20 protein-coding genes are annotated in these 17,841 nt (G+C 67.4%); 15 read left to right on the top strand and 5 right to left on the bottom strand.

Annotation, left to right across the window (positions count from 1 at the left end):
• Positions 1 to 41 precede the first annotated feature (41 nt).
• The 13 genes from AC6I6S_RS11185 to AC6I6S_RS11245 all read left to right on the top strand — a co-directional run bounded on the left by AC6I6S_RS11185 (position 42) and on the right by AC6I6S_RS11245 (position 10,561).
• Entirely contained in the window at positions 42 to 695 is a 654-nt protein-coding gene (locus AC6I6S_RS11185) for a helix-turn-helix domain-containing protein (protein WP_497950156.1), read from the top strand.
• 110 nt (positions 696 to 805) lie between these two features.
• Positions 806 to 2,563 (top strand): archaeosine synthase subunit alpha, encoded by a 1,758-nt coding sequence (gene arcS, locus AC6I6S_RS11190; RefSeq protein WP_497950157.1) that lies wholly within the window; start codon positions 806 to 808, stop codon positions 2,561 to 2,563.
• A 125-nt stretch (positions 2,564 to 2,688) separates the two neighbouring features.
• Positions 2,689 to 3,288, top strand: a complete 600-nt coding sequence (locus tag AC6I6S_RS11195) for an HdeD family acid-resistance protein (protein WP_497950158.1) — start codon at positions 2,689 to 2,691, stop codon at positions 3,286 to 3,288.
• A gap of 79 nt (positions 3,289 to 3,367) precedes the next feature.
• A complete protein-coding gene (locus tag AC6I6S_RS11200) occupies positions 3,368 to 4,087 on the top strand; it encodes a sugar phosphate isomerase/epimerase family protein (protein ID WP_497950159.1) in 720 nt (239 codons plus the stop codon).
• Between the two features lie 845 nt (positions 4,088 to 4,932).
• Complete coding sequence (locus tag AC6I6S_RS11205; protein WP_497950161.1) at positions 4,933 to 5,778, top strand: GNAT family N-acetyltransferase; 846 nt, start codon at positions 4,933 to 4,935, stop codon at positions 5,776 to 5,778.
• A 31-nt stretch (positions 5,779 to 5,809) separates the two neighbouring features.
• Positions 5,810 to 6,196 carry a DUF7971 family protein gene (locus tag AC6I6S_RS11210; protein WP_497950162.1) on the top strand — a complete coding sequence of 129 codons (387 nt, stop codon included), beginning with the start codon at positions 5,810 to 5,812 and terminating at the stop codon, positions 6,194 to 6,196.
• A gap of 80 nt (positions 6,197 to 6,276) precedes the next feature.
• Entirely contained in the window at positions 6,277 to 6,756 is a 480-nt protein-coding gene (locus AC6I6S_RS11215) for a hypothetical protein (RefSeq protein ID WP_497950163.1), read from the top strand.
• Between the two features lie 62 nt (positions 6,757 to 6,818).
• Positions 6,819 to 7,862, top strand: a complete 1,044-nt coding sequence (locus AC6I6S_RS11220; protein WP_497950164.1) for a lysylphosphatidylglycerol synthase transmembrane domain-containing protein — start codon at positions 6,819 to 6,821, stop codon at positions 7,860 to 7,862.
• Between the two features lie 44 nt (positions 7,863 to 7,906).
• Positions 7,907 to 9,022 carry a glycosyltransferase gene (locus tag AC6I6S_RS11225; protein ID WP_497950166.1) on the top strand — a complete coding sequence of 372 codons (1,116 nt, stop codon included), beginning with the start codon at positions 7,907 to 7,909 and terminating at the stop codon, positions 9,020 to 9,022.
• A gap of 44 nt (positions 9,023 to 9,066) precedes the next feature.
• On the top strand, positions 9,067 to 9,411 hold the full coding sequence (locus tag AC6I6S_RS11230; protein WP_497950167.1) for a hypothetical protein: 345 nt from the start codon (positions 9,067 to 9,069) through the stop codon (positions 9,409 to 9,411).
• A gap of 122 nt (positions 9,412 to 9,533) precedes the next feature.
• Positions 9,534 to 9,821, top strand: a complete 288-nt coding sequence (locus AC6I6S_RS11235) for a ubiquitin-like small modifier protein 1 (RefSeq protein WP_497950168.1) — start codon at positions 9,534 to 9,536, stop codon at positions 9,819 to 9,821.
• An 80-nt stretch (positions 9,822 to 9,901) separates the two neighbouring features.
• Positions 9,902 to 10,162: a MoaD-like domain-containing protein gene (locus AC6I6S_RS11240; RefSeq protein WP_497950170.1), complete on the top strand. Its 261-nt coding sequence runs from the start codon at positions 9,902 to 9,904 to the stop codon at positions 10,160 to 10,162.
• 30 nt (positions 10,163 to 10,192) lie between these two features.
• Positions 10,193 to 10,561: a DUF8048 family protein gene (locus tag AC6I6S_RS11245; RefSeq protein WP_497950171.1), complete on the top strand. Its 369-nt coding sequence runs from the start codon at positions 10,193 to 10,195 to the stop codon at positions 10,559 to 10,561.
• 3 nt (positions 10,562 to 10,564) lie between these two features.
• Here AC6I6S_RS11245 and AC6I6S_RS11250 read toward each other — a convergent pair whose 3' ends face one another.
• The 4 genes from AC6I6S_RS11250 to AC6I6S_RS11265 form a co-directional block, all read right to left on the bottom strand.
• Complete coding sequence (locus AC6I6S_RS11250) at positions 10,565 to 10,897, bottom strand: hypothetical protein (RefSeq protein ID WP_497950172.1); 333 nt, start codon at positions 10,895 to 10,897, stop codon at positions 10,565 to 10,567.
• Positions 10,898 to 11,137: 240 nt separating this feature from the next.
• Positions 11,138 to 12,316 (bottom strand): CAP domain-containing protein, encoded by a 1,179-nt coding sequence (locus AC6I6S_RS11255; RefSeq protein ID WP_497950173.1) that lies wholly within the window; start codon positions 12,314 to 12,316, stop codon positions 11,138 to 11,140.
• A 91-nt stretch (positions 12,317 to 12,407) separates the two neighbouring features.
• A complete protein-coding gene (locus tag AC6I6S_RS11260) occupies positions 12,408 to 13,349 on the bottom strand; it encodes an alpha/beta fold hydrolase (RefSeq protein WP_497950175.1) in 942 nt (313 codons plus the stop codon).
• Positions 13,346 to 14,038 (bottom strand): metal-dependent hydrolase, encoded by a 693-nt coding sequence (locus AC6I6S_RS11265; protein WP_497950177.1) that lies wholly within the window; start codon positions 14,036 to 14,038, stop codon positions 13,346 to 13,348. Before AC6I6S_RS11265 ends, AC6I6S_RS11260 begins: the two co-directional genes overlap by 4 nt.
• A 58-nt stretch (positions 14,039 to 14,096) precedes the next feature.
• On the opposite strand from AC6I6S_RS11265, the gene AC6I6S_RS11270 reads away from it, so the two are divergent.
• Positions 14,097 to 15,446, top strand: a complete 1,350-nt coding sequence (locus AC6I6S_RS11270) for a DUF2238 domain-containing protein (protein WP_497950178.1) — start codon at positions 14,097 to 14,099, stop codon at positions 15,444 to 15,446.
• Positions 15,447 to 15,473: 27 nt separating this feature from the next.
• On the opposite strand, the gene AC6I6S_RS11275 is transcribed toward AC6I6S_RS11270, so the two are convergent.
• On the bottom strand, positions 15,474 to 16,472 hold the full coding sequence (locus tag AC6I6S_RS11275; RefSeq protein WP_497950180.1) for a M48 family metalloprotease: 999 nt from the start codon (positions 16,470 to 16,472) through the stop codon (positions 15,474 to 15,476).
• 267 nt (positions 16,473 to 16,739) lie between these two features.
• Between AC6I6S_RS11275 and AC6I6S_RS11280 the strand changes: the two genes are divergently transcribed.
• Positions 16,740 to 17,822: a phosphotransferase family protein gene (locus AC6I6S_RS11280; protein ID WP_497950181.1), complete on the top strand. Its 1,083-nt coding sequence runs from the start codon at positions 16,740 to 16,742 to the stop codon at positions 17,820 to 17,822.
• Positions 17,823 to 17,841: the final 19 nt, after the last annotated feature.

Genomic DNA, 17,841 nt, shown 5'->3' on the forward strand with positions numbered 1-17,841 from the left:
CAGGCTAGGATGTTTATAAGTAGAGGGCGTACGACGAGCCGATGAAGTCCGTTCGACTCGTCGTCGAGTACGACGCGGAAACGCTCCATCCAACCCACGAACTCGTCTGTGAGTCGCCGCGGATCGAGCGGGAGTACCTGCTCGAGGGCCGGGCCGACGACGCTATCGAGACGATTCTGAGCTACGTCGAGGGCGAGGTCGAGCCCTACGAGCGGGTTCTCGAGTCGATGCGCGGGCTCCTCGAGTACGACCTCCGGGCGACCGGCGACGGCTTCTTCGTCTACGCGCGGTCGGAACTCGACGAGCATGGGCGCTCGCTCGCGAACGCGTTCGACCGGGAGACGCTGGTCGTGGTGCCGCCGATCGAGTTCCGACCCGACCGAACGATGGCGGTGACGCTGATCGGCCACCCGGCGGACCTGCAGGCGACCGTCGACGGCGTTCCGGAGGGACTCGAGGCGACCGTGAAGTGGATCGGCGATCACGCCCAGGCCGTCGGGGGGCGGCTGACCGACCGCCAGCGGGAGGCGCTCTCCGTTGCTCGGCAACTCGGCTACTACGACGTGCCGCGAACGACCGGTCTCGAGACGGTCGCCAAGGAACTCGGCTGTGCGAAGGCGACGGCCTCCGCACTGCTCCGGCGCGGCGAGGCCAGGCTGGTCGCCGACGCGGTCGGCGAGGGTGGCTGGGGCTGATCGCGCTCGCGTCGGTGGCCGCCCGCGACCGATGTCCGTCACTCGCGCCGCCGACGAGGTCGCCGCCGACGTTTCGACACCCTCTTTCGCCCGCCGTCCCCAGACCGAGTATGACCGACTACTTTGAAGTCCACGCGCGCGACGGGGCCGCGCGGCTGGGCGAACTCCGCCTCGAGTCGCCGATCACGACCCCGGCGCTCGTCGACGACGTCCTCGAGGACGCCGGTTCGCTCTGGGCGGCCGACCGCGAGGTTCCGGAGGGCGACGACTCCCGCCTGACGGTGCTCCCCCACCGGGGATTCCCGGGCGGCACCGCCGAAGAGGTTCAGGACTCCTTCGCCGTATCCTACCCCGACGTCGACTACCCGAGCACCGCCGTCGTCTCGAGCGAAACCGCAGAATCCCACGGGACGGACGCCTACGCGCTCTCGGACGTCCAGTCGGTGACGGGCCACGGCGCCGCGCTGGTCGAGGCGGTCGTCTCGGTGCGCGAGGCGATTCCCGCGGACACCGCCCTCTTTTTCTCCGGCGTCGCAACCCCCAGAAACGTCGCCCTGCTCGCCTACGCGGGGGTCGACGTCTTCGACGAGGCCCGCGCCGTGGTCAAGGGTACCCAGGGGAAGTACCTCACGAGCGAGGGCGAGCACTTCCTTGAGGACCTCGAGGAACTCCCCTGTGCCTGTCCGGCCTGTCAGGTTCCCCGCGAGCAGTTCACCCGCGAGAACTGCGCGGAGCACAACGTGAACGCCCTGCGGGCGGAACTCGGGATCGTTCGCCAGCGCATCCGCGACGGTCGCCTGCGGGACTACCTCGAGGGGCAGGCCCGCCAGGAACAGTGGCTCACCGCCGCGCTTCGGGAGTTCGATAGCCAGTGGGGCTACCTCGAGGAGCGAACCCCGATCCTCCGGGATTCGGCGCTCGACGCGGCCACCGAGGACACGCTTCGCCGGGTCGAGATCCAGCGCTTCGCCGATCGGGTGACCAGCCGCTACCGGAATCGCTTCACAAACCCGCTCGTGCTAGTGCCCTGCTCCGCGAAGAAACCCTACAGCGAGTCCCAGAGCCACGGTCAGTTCCACGACGCGATCCACTGGCGCGGCCACCTCGTCTCGATGACCTCGCCGATCGGCGTCGTCCCCCAGGAGCTCGAGACGACCTACCCCGCCCAGCACTACGACACCGTCGTCACCGGCCGCTGGTCCGAAGACGAGAAGGGGTTCGTCACCCGCGTCTTGGAGCGCTACCTCGAGCGCAACGAGTACCCGAAAATCGTCGCCCACGTCCCCGACGAGGGCTACCGCGATATCGTCTCCCGCGTCGAGGAGGCGCTGGATCTCGACGTGACCTACACCGTCCCCGAGGGGGGCCACCCGACCGACGACGAGAGCCTCGAGAACCTCTCGGAGGCACTGTCGGGCGAACTGAAGTACTCCAAGCGAGAGCGCGAGCACAACACCGTTCGAGCGATCGCGGACTACCTGCTCGGCGACGGCGCGGGAGACGACCTCTTCGAGGAGATCAAAACGACCAGTCGCTACCCGAAGATCCAGGTTCGTGACCGCGAGGAGACCCAGCTCGCGACGATGGTTCCCCAGTACGGTACGCTCTCGTTCACCCTCGAGGGCGCGAAACGCTGGGTCGAGAGCGCCGCGCCCACCAAACGCGTCGAGATCGACGGCTTCGTTCCCCACGGCAGCGTCCTCGCACCGGGCGTCGTCGACGCCGACGAGGAGATCCGCGTCGGCGACGAGGTCGTCGTCGAGGGACCGAAAGCGTTCGGCGTGGGCCGCGCGGAGATGTTCGGCCGGGAGATGACAGAGAGCACCCGCGGAATCGCCTGCGAGATCCGTCACGTCGAGGAGCGCTGAGCGCACCGCGACTGCTGGCTCGAGCCGACCGTTTCAGGTTCGGACCGGTCGATTCCATTGAATTACAGGCGGACTGTGTGTGTATTTTATATTCCACAGAATCGTACTATTGTGTGGGGATAACCATGAATTCAGTTACAACCACACCCGAAACGCCGGAAGAATACTCCCTCGAGAAGGGATGGCGATCGCTCGCGCTCGCGGGCGGTATCGTCGGTCTCGTTGGTATCATCGCGATGGTGTTCCCGTTCGCCACGGGACTCTCGATTAGCGTCCTCCTCGGTGCGCTGCTGATCGTCAGCGGAATCGTCCACGGGGTCCACGCGTTCAGCGCCGGTAGCTGGCGCGGCTCCATCTGGCAGGTCGCGCTCGGCGTCGTCGGTGTGATCGCCGGCCTCGCCCTCCTCGTGAACCCGGTCGTCGGGCTGATGGCGCTGACGCTGTTGCTCATTGCCTACCTGCTCGTCGACGGCGTCGCCGAACTCTGGATGAGCGTTCGGATGGCGGGCCAGAAGGGACGCGGCTGGATCGCCGCCAGCGGTGCGATCTCACTGATCCTGGCCGGTATGCTCTGGGCCGGCTTCCCGGCCGATGCGGCCTGGGCGCTCGGCCTCCTGATCGGCATCAGCCTCTTCGTGACCGGGCTCTCGATGGTGCTCGTCGCCTTCGCGGGCCGCAGCGCCGAGGACGTCTCGGCGGCCGCGACCGAACCCCGCGGCGCCTGAACGACTTTTTTGGCTCTCTCCTCTGTGAGCGCACCGCTTGCCTGAATGGTTCTATAGGCGACCGCCGCGAGTGTCGACTATGAACGGCGCCGTCCAGTTGTACTCGCTTCGCTCGCTCGACCGACCGCTCCCCGACGTCCTCGAGGCCGTCGCGGAGACGCCCCTCGACGGCGTCGAGTTCGCGGGGCTCGGCGGACGTTCACCGGCTGACGTCACCGTAGTCCTCGAGCGAACCGGTCTCGAGCCGGTCGCCGCACACGTCCCGATCGACGATCTCGAGACCGACCTCGAGTCGGTGACGGACACATACCGCGACCTGGGCTGTGAGACCCTGGTCGTCCCGTGGCTCGATTCCGGGGCGTTCGCGACCGGGGCGGCGGTCGATCACACCGCCGCCCGGCTCTCTGCCGTCGCCGACGACCTCGGCGACCTCGAACTGGCCTACCACAACCACGACCAGGAGTTCGTTTCCCTCTCAGACGAGGACGCCTACGACCGGCTCGCGGCCGCGCTCGAGGGCGTCTCGCTCGAACTCGACGTCGGCTGGGTGACGGCTGCCGGCCGCGACCCCGTCGCCGTACTCGAGCGCTACGGCAATCTGATCGACCTCGTACACCTGAAAGACGTCGACGGCAACAACCCGTGTGGACTCGGCGACGGCGACGTCCCGCTCGAGGCGTGCGTTGAGGCCGCCCGCGACGCCGGCGTCGAGTGGCTGATCTACGAACACGACGACCCGACCGATCCGCTCGCGGCGCTCGAGCGAGACGCCGCGGTCCTCGCTTCGCTTCTCGAGTAACTTCCTCGCACGGGCTCGATCGCCTCGCTCTCTGGCACGCGAACGGGAGTTCCGCGCTCGCCGGAATTTCATATCCCGAAATGCGGTTTATCAGATCGTTCTGGACCGAGTCGTAATTCGACTGTGCGGGTTCGAGCCGTCGTTTCGGCGATCGGCCCGACGATCCGAGCGACAACGAACTGGAGCGCCATCCGACGAGGATCCACGCTATCCGGTCGCTGGTTCGAACGCGCGTCGCCGACTCTTCGTGTGACCGCCGGCTCACGGTTCACGCATCATCACCCACGAAGTTCGTGGGCGGTCTGAGATCACAACCAGGACCGGTTCGCTACCGGTTCTCTTTTCACTGTTACACACGCGCGGGCTCGAACAGCGGACTCGGCCCGGCGGCGCGACGATCCACTGTGCCACCATGGCAGTCGAGGCCCACCACCGCTGGTCCGCTGGATCTGCCTTCCGACGTGACTGCGCGAGTCGGCCGGGACGTCTCCGGTCACCGCGATCCGATTGCGGCGTCTCGAGCGCGGGTTCACCCCCCGTTCGTCTCCTTCGATCCGGTTCGCTCGTGTCAGGACTCGCAGTACTGCGCTTCGGAGTCACCCCGAAGCACCCGTGTATAAACCACATCTCGTAATACGGAATTACCCCGCGCTGGCCGGGAGAACGCTGTTCGCTGTCGGACACTCGCCCGGCGATTTCGGGAAGCTGGCGGCGCAGCGACCGTCGGCCAGCCGCTGTGATACTGCGGTCGTGTGTCGAACGCGCGACGCCGTTGACCGTTCTCGAGAGACTCACTCGGCGTTACGAATAGCATAATAATACTGGTTCTCGTGGTCGGTATCCGCATGAGCGTTCACCCCACGTTTTCGTTCGAGGACGACACCCAGCGAACGGTGTACGAGTACGTCGAGCGCCACGGCGCCGTCTCGACGGATGAACTCTCGCGGGCGATCCGGGTCGATTCTGGACCGGCCCAGTCCAAGCCCGCCCGTTCGAGAACCTACACCGAGCAGGTTCCGCTCTCCTCGGAGGAACTCCACCGGTCCGTGTCGGGACTGAAGGAAGCGGGCTATCTCGACGAGGTGGACGGCAAGCTCCGGGTTGCCCTCGCGGCAACACCGACGGAATTCGAGACCGACGCCGGCACCGTGACGCTCCGGCCGGCGAGGGAGGAAGATCGCGAGGGGCTGATCGAAACCATGCGGACCGTCGCGAGCGAGGGGACCTACATCGTCGCCGAGAACGTCGTCGAGGGACTCGAGCGCGACCCCGCGATCGTCCGGCTCAACGAGGAGCGTTCGCGGGTGTTCTTCGTGGCGGTCCTCGAGCCGGAACTCGAGAAGGAGGCGGACGCCGACACCCGGGGGGACGAGGAAGTCGTCGGCTGGCTCCACGTCGACGCGCCCGAACTCCCGTCGCTGTGCCACGCCGCCGAACTCACCGTGGGCGTCCACCCGGAGCACCGTCGCGAGAGTATCGGATCGAGTCTCCTCGAGTACGGCCTCGAGTGGGCCGCCGACGCGGAGTACCGCAAGATCTACCAGAACGTCCCCGGGACGAACGAGCGAGCGATCGAGTTCCTCGAGGCCAACGGCTGGCGACGGGAGGGTGTTCACGAAGGACAGTACCTCATCGACGGCGAGTACGTCGACGAGGTGATGCTGGCGACGTGGCTCGAGTCGGAAACGTAGTTTCTTGGGCCAGGCGGCCCTACCCGCTGGCATGGACGAGGTTTCACTCGGTGTTCCGAAGCAGGTACTCGAGCGACTGCCCGAAGACGGGGGCGAGGCGGCGACGGACATGCAACAGGCCGTCGCCGGCTGGGAGCAGCGACTCAACCGCGCGATCGACGGTGCTGAGGACGACCGCGAGGCGGCGGGCTACGCGCTCGACGCGCTCGACCGGTTCGAGGACCGGCTCGAAACCTATGACGAACTCGTTCCCGAGCTGCGAGCCTGGGGGCAGTCGCCGATCTTCGCCATCGCCTGGCGGACGCTGTACGCCGACGTGATCGCCCAGCTCTACGAACACGAGGATCTCGCCGCACACCTCGACCGGGAACGGAACGCCCGCCTGGTCGAGGACGGTATTCGGCTCCGAGATCTGTAGCCGAACGGCCGATTCCGACGTCACTGTCGACCGTTCTGAAACCCACAAGGATTTTGCTCTCGGGGCCGCTAGAGGAAGTCGTGCCGCCGAACGACGACGACCTCGACGCTTCCCGCGGCGTCGACTGGGTAACGAAAGCACGACGACGCGTCCTCCCGACCGTTCACCGGATCAAAGCGCCGCTGGGCGGATTCGCCCAGTGTACGATGCACCCCTCCGAGTACGTCGGAACCGTCCAGCGAGAGCTGACCGAATTTCGACCAGATCTCGAGGCGATGGCGTTTGCACCCGAGCCCATCGCCTCGCTCAAGGTCCACAGCGACGGCCGTGCCTCGGCAGGAAGCTGGGTCCGCCGGAAGTCCCCGCTCGCCGACTGGCAGCTCCACGTGACGCTGTTTCAGGACGGCCGGGACGCCATCGAGGTGTTCGCCCACCGCGAGTACTCCTGGCTCCGCCACCCGTACAAACACTACACCGCAGAAGGGTGGGACACGACCGGTGGCGTCGAGCGGATGCGATCGCTGCTCACCGACCACGACGTCTCGTTTTACGTCGACTGAACTCCGGCGGCGGGTACGATCAGGGGGAGACGTTTTCCGGCCGTTCGTCGTAGAGTGACGGCATGCAACCCGCCGACGTTCGGCTCCGACTGGCGACGGCCGTCGTCGGCTTTCTCGTCGCGATCGGGCTGCTGGTTCTCGTGCTCTCGGTCGTCGGTCTCCGGGAGACACTGGCGGCGATTTCGGCGGCCGACGACCGGGTGCTCCTGGCGGTGTTCGTCGCCGTCGCCTGCTGGATCGCCGCCTGGACGTACACGCTGTCGATCGTCCTGTCGACGCTCGAGGTCGAACACGGGCCGGTCGAGGCGCTCGTCCTGTTCGGCCACCTCGTCTTCGCCAACAGCGTCGCGCCGTCGACGTACCTCGGCGGCGAGCCGCTGGCGGCGCTGCTCATCGCGCGGCGGACGGGTCGCGATTACGAGACCGGGTTCGCGGCGGTGACCAGCACCGACCTGCTCAACTACGCGCCGATGGTGCCGCTGGCGGGGGTCGGGCTGCTCTACTTCGCGACGACCGCCGTCGTCGGCCAGCGGACGGAGCTGACGTTGCTGGCGGTGTTCACCGCCCTGCTGGCGCTGATCGGGGGGCTCGGGGTCGGCTGGTACCGCCGGCAGCGGGCCGTCGTCCGCATCGCCGCGTTCGTCGGCGCGGTCTCGAGTCGGACGAGTCCGTTCGTCCCCGGCGCACATCCGATTCAGCCGGAGCGGCTCGAGAGCCGCCTCCGGCTGTTCGTCGCTCACGTCGAGTCCGTGGCCAACAATCGGGCGACCGTAAAACTCGCGCTGACGTACTCGACGGCCGGCTGGCTGTTGCTCTCGACAACGCTCTGGCTGACGCTGTACGCCGTCGGCCACACCGTCTCCCCGTCGGTCGTCCTCTTCGCCGTGCCCCTCGGCGCGGTCTCGAACGTACTCCCGCTTCCCGGCGGGCTCGGCACGGTCGAGTCCATCTTGGTCGTCCTGCTCGTCGCCGCAGGCGGCGTCCCCGCGGCGGTGGCGGCGGCGGCGACGCTGCTCTACCGCGCCACGACCTACTGGCTCCCGCTGCTGTTCGGCACCGGCACCGTTCTTGCGGCCCGCGCCTGGCGCCGCCCGCATCCGGCGTGAGACGAAGCGAACGGCTTACCATCCCGTTCGTCGAACGGGCTGACATGCCGCGGACCGAGACTGTCACGGCGTTCACCGATCTCTACCTCCCGACGGTCAACGGCGTCACCTACACCGTCACGCTCTGGCGCGACCGCTGGCGCAGACGGCGCACGTCGATGCCGGTCGTCTATCCGCGGATGGACGGCTACGAACCGGCCGACGACGAGTACCCCGTGCGCAGCGTCCGCGCGCCGATGTACTCTCAGTACCGGCTCGGGCTGCCGACGATTCCGAGCGGCCTCGAGACGCCGGATCTCGTCCACGTCCACACGCCGTTTACCCTCGGCTACGCCGGCATCCGGTTCGCCCGCGACCGGGACGTTCCCGTGGTCGCCTCCTACCACACGCTGCTGGGCGAGCGAGCCACTCAGCTCGCGCCACCGGGGATCGCAGCGGGGCTCAAGCGGACCTGCCGGAGCTACGAGCGCGGCTTCTTCGAGCGCGTGGATCACGTCGTCGCCCCGACCGCGTTCGCCCGCAGCCACCTGCTCGAGCACGTCGACGCCGAGGTCGAGGCGACGGTCGTTTCGAACGGCATCGACACGGACTTCTTCCAACCCGTCGATCCGACGACGTTCCGCCGGCTCCACGACCTCCCGACCGACCGTCCCGTCGTCGGCTACACGGGTCGTCACGGTCACGAGAAGAACCTGACGGAGGCGATCGACGGCGTCGCCGGCACCCAGGTCACCCTGGTGCTCGGCGGGGACGGCCCCGCCCGCGAGGATCTCGAGGCCTACGCCGCCGAGAAGAGCGCCGACGTCCGCTTCCTCGGCTTTCTCGAGCGCGAGGACCTCCCCGCCTTCTACTCCGCGCTCGACGCCTTCGTCTTCCCGAGCCCCGTCGAAACCCAGGGGCTGGTCGCCCTCGAGGCGACCGCCTGTGGCACCCCCGTCGTCGCCGTCGACGAGGGCGCGCTCACCGACTCCGTCATCGAGGGCGAAACCGGCTACCGCTACAGGCGCGGCAGCATCGGCGACTTCCAGTGGGCGCTCGCGCGCACGCTCGAGGAGAACGATCGGCTCTCGGATCTCTGTCGCCGCCGCCGGGCGATGCTGTCGGTCGACCACTCGCTCGAGCAGTTGGCGGAGATCTACGACGGCCTTCGCCGCGGGTGATCGCGGACGGGAGGATTCAACTGGTCGCCGTTCGATGGTCGGCTATGGAGTACACCGTTTCCCGCGACGCGGCGGCGCTCGTCACGGTCCACGAGGGAACCGATACGACCGCCCGGACGGCCGCGACCGACGAGGCCGCCGACTCGCTCGAGGCGCTCACCCAGGGCGCCCTCGAGAGCTGGGAGATCACGGATGCCGCCGTCTACGAACAGCCGGCGGGACCCTTCGAACCCTACACGGTCCGGGTGTCGTTCACCGCCGCCGTCGGCGTCGAGGCGGCGGACGAAACGGCGGCCGAACGGGCCGGAGCGGCCGCGCTCGAAACGGGGCTGGCCGAGGCCAGGTTCGACGGCCTCGAGTACGCCGACGCTACTGTCTCGTCGCCATAGTACATCGTCACGTCACCGTCTCGCCGCCATCGCGGCGATTTCGCGGCTGTCGGCTCGCCGTCTGGGAACGACCACCGACCGAACCGCCCGGACTTATATCGTCTCACGCCGACGGTTCGGGCATGGAACTGGATCTGCGGTTTTTCGCGAACTTTCGAGAGGTCGTCGGCCAGAAGGAACTCAGCCGGGAGTTCGACGACGGCGTCACCGTCGGCGAGGTACTCGAGTCCCTCGAGGCCGAGTACGATGGGCTCGAGGGCCAGCTACTCGAGGACGGCGCGATCCGACCTCAACTGAGCGTGCTGAAGAACGGCCGGGACGTCGTCCACATGGCGGGCGTGGAGACAGGGCTCGATGCGGGCGACCGCCTCTCGGTGTTTCCGCCGGTCGCCGGCGGCTCCTCGCCGTAGCCGATGGAGACCCTGCGCCAGTCCGACGTCGGATCGCCGCCGAACGCGATTTTATGCGCCTCTGGCTCGAAGACGGGGGTATGGATACGCGCGTCGAGCGCTCGTTTCGCGGCATCTCCGAGCGGCTTGCAGTCCACTATCTGACGAATCTCGGCGGCGAGCGGGTCGCCGAGGACCGCGTGGAGGGCGACGACTGGGCGGCCACCCTCTCCTCGGAAACCGTGAGCGTCGGGCCGTCGCTGACGCTCACCGAGGTGACGGTCGCGTTCGAGGGCGACGAGGCGACGCTCGAGGCGCTCGTCGAGGACTTCGCCCAGAAGGCGATGCGCGCGGGTGGCTGAGATGGTCGGTGAGCCCCGCGGGTGGACGAGATGACCGATCCGATCGACGGCCAGGTGCTCTTGCTCACCGCCGCGAAGGCGAGCGTCGGCCCCTCGCGGCTGCCGGCGCTCGTCGACCGGGTGCAGGAGCTGCTCGCGCCCGAACTCGAGGCCTATCGCCGGGAGTATGAGTGCGTCTACGAGGGCGACGGTCGGGCGGTCTTTCTCGTCGACTGGGATCACTGGGACGCCCTCGGAGAGCGCCTCGGCTTCGACTCCAGGGAGCAGTCGGCCGCCCGACGGGCTCACGAGGAACAGCTGTTGCGACTCGGTCGCCGCGAGGACCGCGAGGCGGAGTTCGAGACGGCGCTCGAGATCCGCGACCCGCTGGTGATCGCCACGGACGAGTCGATCGACTGAACCTCAGGGATTCTCGTCGATCACTTCGACGACCCGTGTGCGCTCGAGCGTCTCGGTACCGCCACCGCGGCGAAGTTGGAGGTCCTCGCCCGGCAGATCGTCCGCGGTGTCCTCGAGGTCCTGCTGGGGCACCGAGATGGCGGCGACCTCGTCGTAGCTCACCGCTCGCCGCAGGACTGTCTGGCCGTCGTGGGTAATCCGCTCCCACCCCTCGTCGGCCGCGAGGTCGTCGGCGTCGAAGTACTCCTCGGTGTCGTGTTCAGGGTCGACGTCGCCCTCCGACCGGACGGTTTCCTTCGCGTCGTCGTGTCGGTACTGGTGCAGGTGGACGAGCATGCGCCGTCGTACCACGACACGTGTGTTAACAGTTTGCACGTCTCTTGCCGGGACGTCGTTTCCGAGAGAAATCCCCATTCCCGCGAACGACGGTCCAGACCGCCCGCCCGTCGCCAGCTCGAGTTCGTCCGAAATACCTCCGACAAAGTCTATTTTGCTATACAAAACTCGTCGGTACTCCGTGGTCGTCCCAGTAATCGTTCGATCCCCTCGAGCGGAAAAAAGCGCCCAGAGTGTCGACTAGTCGCTGCAGTTCGTGCCGAACTTCTGGGTCGCGTACAGCTCGCTGCCGTCGACCGCGACACCGATCCCCTGACTGTCCCACTGCTCGCTAAGAATGTTCGCCCGGTGGCCGTCGCTGTCCATCCACTGCTGGACGCTCCGCTCGGCGATCACCTGCGGCGACTCCTCGCCGTGGTAGTTGTACAGGATGTTCTCACCCCAGGCCTGACAGGAGATTCCGGCGTTGGCGTACCGGTCGCCCACCGTCTCACCCTCGGGCGTCGTGTGCGAGAAATAGTCGCGCTCGAGCATGTCTTCGCTGTGCTCGCCAGCGATGCCGGCGAGGTTGTCGTCGAACGCGAGCGCCTCGAGGCCGTGTTCCGCTCGCACCTGGTTGATCTCGTCGTGGATCGCGTTCTCGACCCGGTCTTCGTGGCTCACCTGGTCGTCTGCAGCGTCGTCATCCGCATCGTCGATGCCATCGCCGTCACCGTCGTCGGCGTCAGTCCGGTCTTCTGACTCGTCGTCGGTATCGTCATCGGCAGCATCGTCAGTGTCGTCGGCTGCATCGTCGATGTCGTCATCAGCAGCACCGCCGTCCGTCTCGTCGGCGTCGTCTGCGGTTTCGTCGTCCGACTCGCTTCCGTCTTCGTCGTCGGCGTCGTCGCCAGTGCCGTCATCAGCAGCACCGTCGTCCGTCTCGTCGGCGTCGTCTGCGGTTTCGTCGTCCGACTCGCTTCCGTCTTCGTCGTCAGCGTGGTCGTCCGACGCGTCGTCATCGGCGCCATCGTCCGGCCCGATCGCGTCGTCTGCGTCGTCATCCGCGTCATCAACGTGATCACCCGATTCGTCGTCCGTCTCTTCGCTCTCCTCCGGCAGGTCGGCCGGTCTGTCATCGTCGTCGGGCTCCGATAGCTCTACCAGATCGGCGAACACGACCTCGAGCCAGGAGGCCACTACGGACGGGAGTTCGAACGAAATCGAGACGGAGCGATCGTCGACCCACGACGAGAGGTCGATAACGACCTCCGTCGTCTCGTGGTCGGTTTCGTCGCTCGTATTCGTCGCCTGTGTTACGTCCGCGGATCCCGCGCCAGCCGCGACCGGAACGAGAAGCCCCGCCGCCAGCACTCCGAGACAGAGTAAGATGAGTCCGTTCAGTGCTCGTTGCCTGCACATACCGTATTCGCGTGCCATGCAGATTATCCGTTATTTCATCACACTATGAATGTTTCTGGCGATAGAACAAATAAAATATCACGATTCTCAGCGAATCATTCATGACTGCTCAGTGACGTCCCGAATCGGTCGAGAGGAACGCCAGCATCGCGTCGGTCACTGCGACCGGCCGATCCGCGTGGATCCAGTGGCTCGCCTCGGGATACCGCTGGACCCGGACGTCGCTCGCGTACCGCTCGAGTCCCTCGGTCTGTTCAATCGCCAGCGCGGGGTCCCGTTCGCCCCAGAGCGCCAGCGTCGGCGCGTCGATCCGGTCGACGGGATCGACGAACCGGTGGCCGACCAGCGGAATCGCGCCGGGGGCGTTCTCGCGGACGGTGGTCCGTGCGAACGCCCGGTAGTAGTTGAGCGCCGACGTGAGCGCGCCCTCGCGGGCCATCGCGGCGACGAAGCGGTCGATATCCTCGTCGGTGAACGCGTCGGGCCGAGTCGGTCCCTCGCGAAAGACGTCCTCGAGCGCCCGGAAGTTGCCCGCACGCAGGAGCGCCTCCGGAACCCACGGGAGCTGAAAGAGGAGGCCGTACCACGAGCGAGCGGCCTGCTCGACGGAGAGTTCGCGGGCGTACTTGATCGGATGTGGCGCGTTCAGCACGACGAGGCGGTCGACGACGTCAGGACGCATCATCGCCGTCGCCCACGCGACGACGCCGCCCCAGTCGTGACCGACGACGTGGGCGCGTGCGGTCGCACCGTCCGCCTCGAGCGTTCCGATCAGAGCGGCCACGTCGTCGACCGGATGCTCGAGGCGGTAGGCCTCGATGCCGTGGGGCTTCTCCGAGCGGTTGTAGCCGCGCAGGTCGGGTGCGACGACTCGATAGCCAGCCTCGGCGAGTTCGGGAATCTGGCGGCGCCAGGTGTACCAGTGCTCCGGAAAGCCGTGGAGCAGAACGACCAGCGGGCCGTCGACCGGCCCAGCCTCGACGTAGTGGAGACGAACCCCGTTCGCGAGTGCCTCGCGGTGGCGAACCCGGGCGTCGATCGGCTGGCTCATCCGGCGGGTTCACCCGTCGCGGTATCGGCTCCGGTCGTTTCGGGGCGGAATCGCCCGGGAAGGTGTCGGCGAAGCGAGGCGGGAAGACGAGCGACCAGCCACTCGGTGAGCTGTACGAGCGGTTTCCTGATCGTCGCGTATCCCACCGAGACGATTAGAATCGCTATCAGGAGGGACTGCACCGTGCCGTCGAAGACGAGCAGACCGGGAACGGCGAGGACGGACGCGAGCGCCACGTCTTCCGGTGCGCCGTCGTACCGAACCCAGCGGCGGGGTGCGAGCCAGCGCCCGTGGAAGTGGCTGTAGACGGCGCGGTCGGAGGTCCGCTCCCAGGGCTTTAGCTCGAGGCCGCCGCCGAAGACGTCCATGACGGCGTGGAGGGCAGCGCTGAGCAAAAATACGGTGACAGCGACGGTTTCGACGGTCGGCCGAACCAGCGCGACCGCCCCCGCGAGAAGGCCGAGCAGCGAGTAGTAGACGGGGTAGTGAAGCGTCTTCCGGTGGCCTGTGTAGAGGTCCAGGTCCGGGAAGAATCCGCCGATCAGGGCCGCGACGGCGACGACGAGGGCGAACTCGGGAGCGACGGTCGCCACGGCGGCCGCGAGCGCGAGCCCGCCGATGGCGTGGGTTGTGGCCATCACTGGAACGACGAGTACGTCGCGGTCGGTACATATGGGCGTCGTGTGCATGCGCAGGTTCAACGTCTTCCAGGAACGAACCTTCGTGCAAGCTGTACGCTTTATTTGGATGCCGTCGTACCGAGAGCGTACTCGAGAGCGCCAGTACATCGGCCGCTCGCTCACCAAGACGATGGCCCGGACACCTACCAGGCGGTTACACGGCGAACGATCGAACGCGTACCTCTCCTGGACGGCCGTCGCCGTCGCGTTACTCGTCGGATTGGGGGCGATCCTCACCGGCACACTGCACGAGGCGATCTTCGCGGCGAGCGTCGCAACCGTCACACTGCTCCCCGCAATCGCTCTCGACTCCCGGCGGGCCGCCCTCCCCTGGGAGATCCCGGTACTCGCGGTCGTCCCGCTCGTCGCCGCCGTCCTCGTTCCCGACTCGTTCACCCGCCAGTTGATCCTCTACGCGGGTGCGGCCCCGCTCGCGCTCGCGCTGACCCTCGAGGCCAACGCCCTCACCGAGATCAGACTCGAGCGGTGGCTCGCCGCCGGCTTCGTCACCATGCTGTCGGCGTCGATCGCGGCGACGTGGGCGGTGGTCACCTGGCTGTTCGATCTCGTCGCGGGGACGTCCATCGTTCCGAGCAACGACTGGGTGATGTGGCTGTTCATTGCCGCGGCGGGTACGGGGCTACTCGCCGGCCTCGTGTTTGATCGCTACTATCGGGGGTTCCCCGGCGAGGAACTCGTCTCTGCCCCCGTCGACGGCGTCGACCAGGAGCGCTTCGCCGAGAAAACGGACGCCGACGACCACCCGACGGCGGAGGAACGCCTTCCACTTCCGGCCAGCGTCCAGCGCGGGCTGGTGTGGGCGATGCGCCTCGGACTCGCCGGAATGCTCGCCTACGGCGTCCTCGCCCCGCAGACGGAGTTGATCACCAACGCGGGGCTGATGCTCGCGATCACGTTCGTCCCCACGTTGCTCCGGTCCCGGTACGCGATCCCGTTCGACGCGGGTCTCGTCCTCTGGGTGACGACGGTCGTCTTCCTGCACGCGGTCGGGTCGGCGTACTTCTACGAGCGCACCTTCTGGTGGCACAACCTGACTCACCCGCTGTCGGCGACGCTGGTCGGCGCGATCGGCTACGCGTTCATCCGCACGCTCGACGAACACCGCGACGACGTCCACCTCCCGCCGGGGCTGGTTCCGCTGTTCGTCGTCCTCTTCGTGCTCGCCTTCGGCGTCGTCTGGGAGATCGGCGAGTTCGGCTTCGACGCGCTCGCGGCCGCCTTCGACCTGACGATGCCGCTCACCCAGCACGGCCTCCATGACACGATGAGCGACGTGGTCTTCAACACCATCGGCGCGGCCATCGTAGCCGCGTGGGGCCTGCCCTATCTCGATCCGGTCACCGACGCGATCACGGACCGCCTCGAGGGGAAGCCGATCGTCGACTACGACGAGTGAGGGGCGGATCGCCTCGGACCGACTGTGTCACTCTCGCTCCCGACGGCGTTCGAGCGCCGCCAGTCGCTCGAGGCGATCGTCAGTCGGCGGATGCGTTCTGAGAACGCGGTTGGTCAGGCGCTTCAGCGGGGCGCGAACCGACCAGAGGAACGGCTCGACGTCGCCCTCGGGGCCAAGCATCACCTTCTCGACTTCGTTCACCTCGAGGGGAAGAATCGACAGCGAGGAGACCCCCTCGACCTCCCGCAAGTCCTGCGAGGGCGTCTCGCGAAGACGCTCGTCGAGGGTTCCCAGCGCGCTCGCAAGTGCGGCGGGCGACCCTGTCGCCTCGATGGCAGCGCGGTCGGCCGTCAGTTCGCGGTACCGCGAGAGGACGGCGACGATGACGCGGCAGATCGCCCAGACCACGCTGGCGATCACGAATAGTGGAAACACGACGACCGCGATAACCGGATGCGCTCTCGCGGAACCGAACAGGTTGTTCATCCGCCCGCGGAGCCCGTCGGCGATGATCGCGGGCACCGACACCGCCGTCATCACCATCGCGTCGCGGTTCTGGAGGTGCGCCAGTTCGTGGGCGATCACCGCCTCGAGTTCCTCGTCGGAAAGCGCCTCGAGCGTGCCCCGCGAGAGGATGAGCCGCGCGCTCTCGGCTCGAAAGCCGACGGCCATCGCCTGCGGGGCGTCGGTGTCCGCGACCGCCAGCGTCGGCGTCGGGAGGTCGAAGACGGCAGCGAGGCGGGTCACCCGCGCGTGGAGGTCGGGGTGGTCGTCGGCGTCGACCTCGGTCGCGTTCGCCGCCCCCTCGATGGTCCGGATCTGCCGGCGCTCGAGGGCGGCGATCGCGAGCAGGACGGCCGCGGCGACGACGCCGCTGGTGTACGGCGCGTACGGGTCGCCGACGAGCGCTAACAGCCCGTAGAACAGCAGCCAGACGCTCGCGACGAACGCGGCGGTGACGAGAGCCAGCAGTCCCACGGCCGCGAGCATTCGGGCGTAGAGCGCCCGATCGGCGTTCGCTCCCATACTCGCCGGAACGTGAACCGGTTACAAACCGGTTGTGATCCCGACAGGTGGGCGCGACACCGGGTTCGGAAGTTTAGCCGTCCTCGAACGGACGGGCGCGAGTCGTCTCCGCGACTATCTTCTCCTCGTAGGTCGGCACACACGCCAGTACCGAGTCCAGTTGCGTGACACGCTCCAGCGAGGTAACAGGGCCAGAGAGACTCGATCCCATAGCCCGGCCGGGGCGTAAGCGGTGCGTTTATTCGAGAACGGCGGGCTATCTCGGATATGACCGACATCGATATGGCTGCCCTCGAGTCGTCTCTCTCGAGAGGACTCGACGTTCGCGTCACCGACCTCGAGGTGCTCCACGACGGCCTCAACCTGTCGGTCGCGGTTTCGACCGCCGACTCCGAGCGGGCGTTCGTGGTACGTCGACCGAACAAGTTCCGCGGGCACGAGTCGTTCAACAGCGTCGAACAGGAGTATCGCGTGCTCGCCGCGCTCCGCGATACCGACGTTCCCGCGCCCGTCCCCGTCTCCTGTCACGCCGAGGACTCGCCGCTCGGCGAACCGTTTCTGGTGACGACGTATCTCGAGGGTGAGTCGATTCCACTGGGGTCAGACCTGCCCGCGCGGTTTCAGGACCCGGCGGCCCGCAGGGCGTTCGGTTTCGAGGTGATCGAGACGATGGCTACCCTCCACACGCTGGATACCGAACCGTTTGCGGACGTCTGTGATCGTCGCCCCCTCCGCGAGCAGGTCGCCGGCATCGTCTCGCAGTTCGAGGCCGCCACGAGCGCGACCGGCCGCGAGAACGCCCCGCTCCGGCGAGTCGCCGACTGGCTCGAGGAAAACGCGCCTGCCGACTCCGGGACTGCGCTCGTCCACGGCGATTACAGGCCCGGAAACGCCCTCTTCGTCGGCGAGAACAGACCGGAGATCGCCGGCGTCCTCGACTGGGAGACGGCGTTTCTCGGTGATCCGCTCACCGAACTCGGCTACCTGTTATGCCGGTGGCGCGACGACGGCGACCCGGCGCCGTCGCTCGAGGAACTGGATACGCAGAACGCGACCGAAGAGACGCTCGAGGAGCTACGGAAGATCAACGATCGGGGTCTCGCGCCGTACTCGAGCGCACCGGGGAGCCCGAGCCGGCGGGAACTCGTCGCCCGGTACGAGGCCGAAACCGGGTTCGCGTTCGAGAACGAGCGCTTTTACCGGGCGTTCGGTGCGTTCATTCTCGCGACGGTCTGGGAGGACCTCCATCGATATCGACTCGAGGCCGGCGGGGCGTCGAATCGGGAGCCGTACATCGAGTACCTGTCGCGAACCGCAGCGCGTATCGTCGACGGCGAGTTCCGCCTGTAGGCGGCCGTTCGGGCGGCGT

The organism is Natrononativus sp. DTA114 (assembly GCF_059736515.1).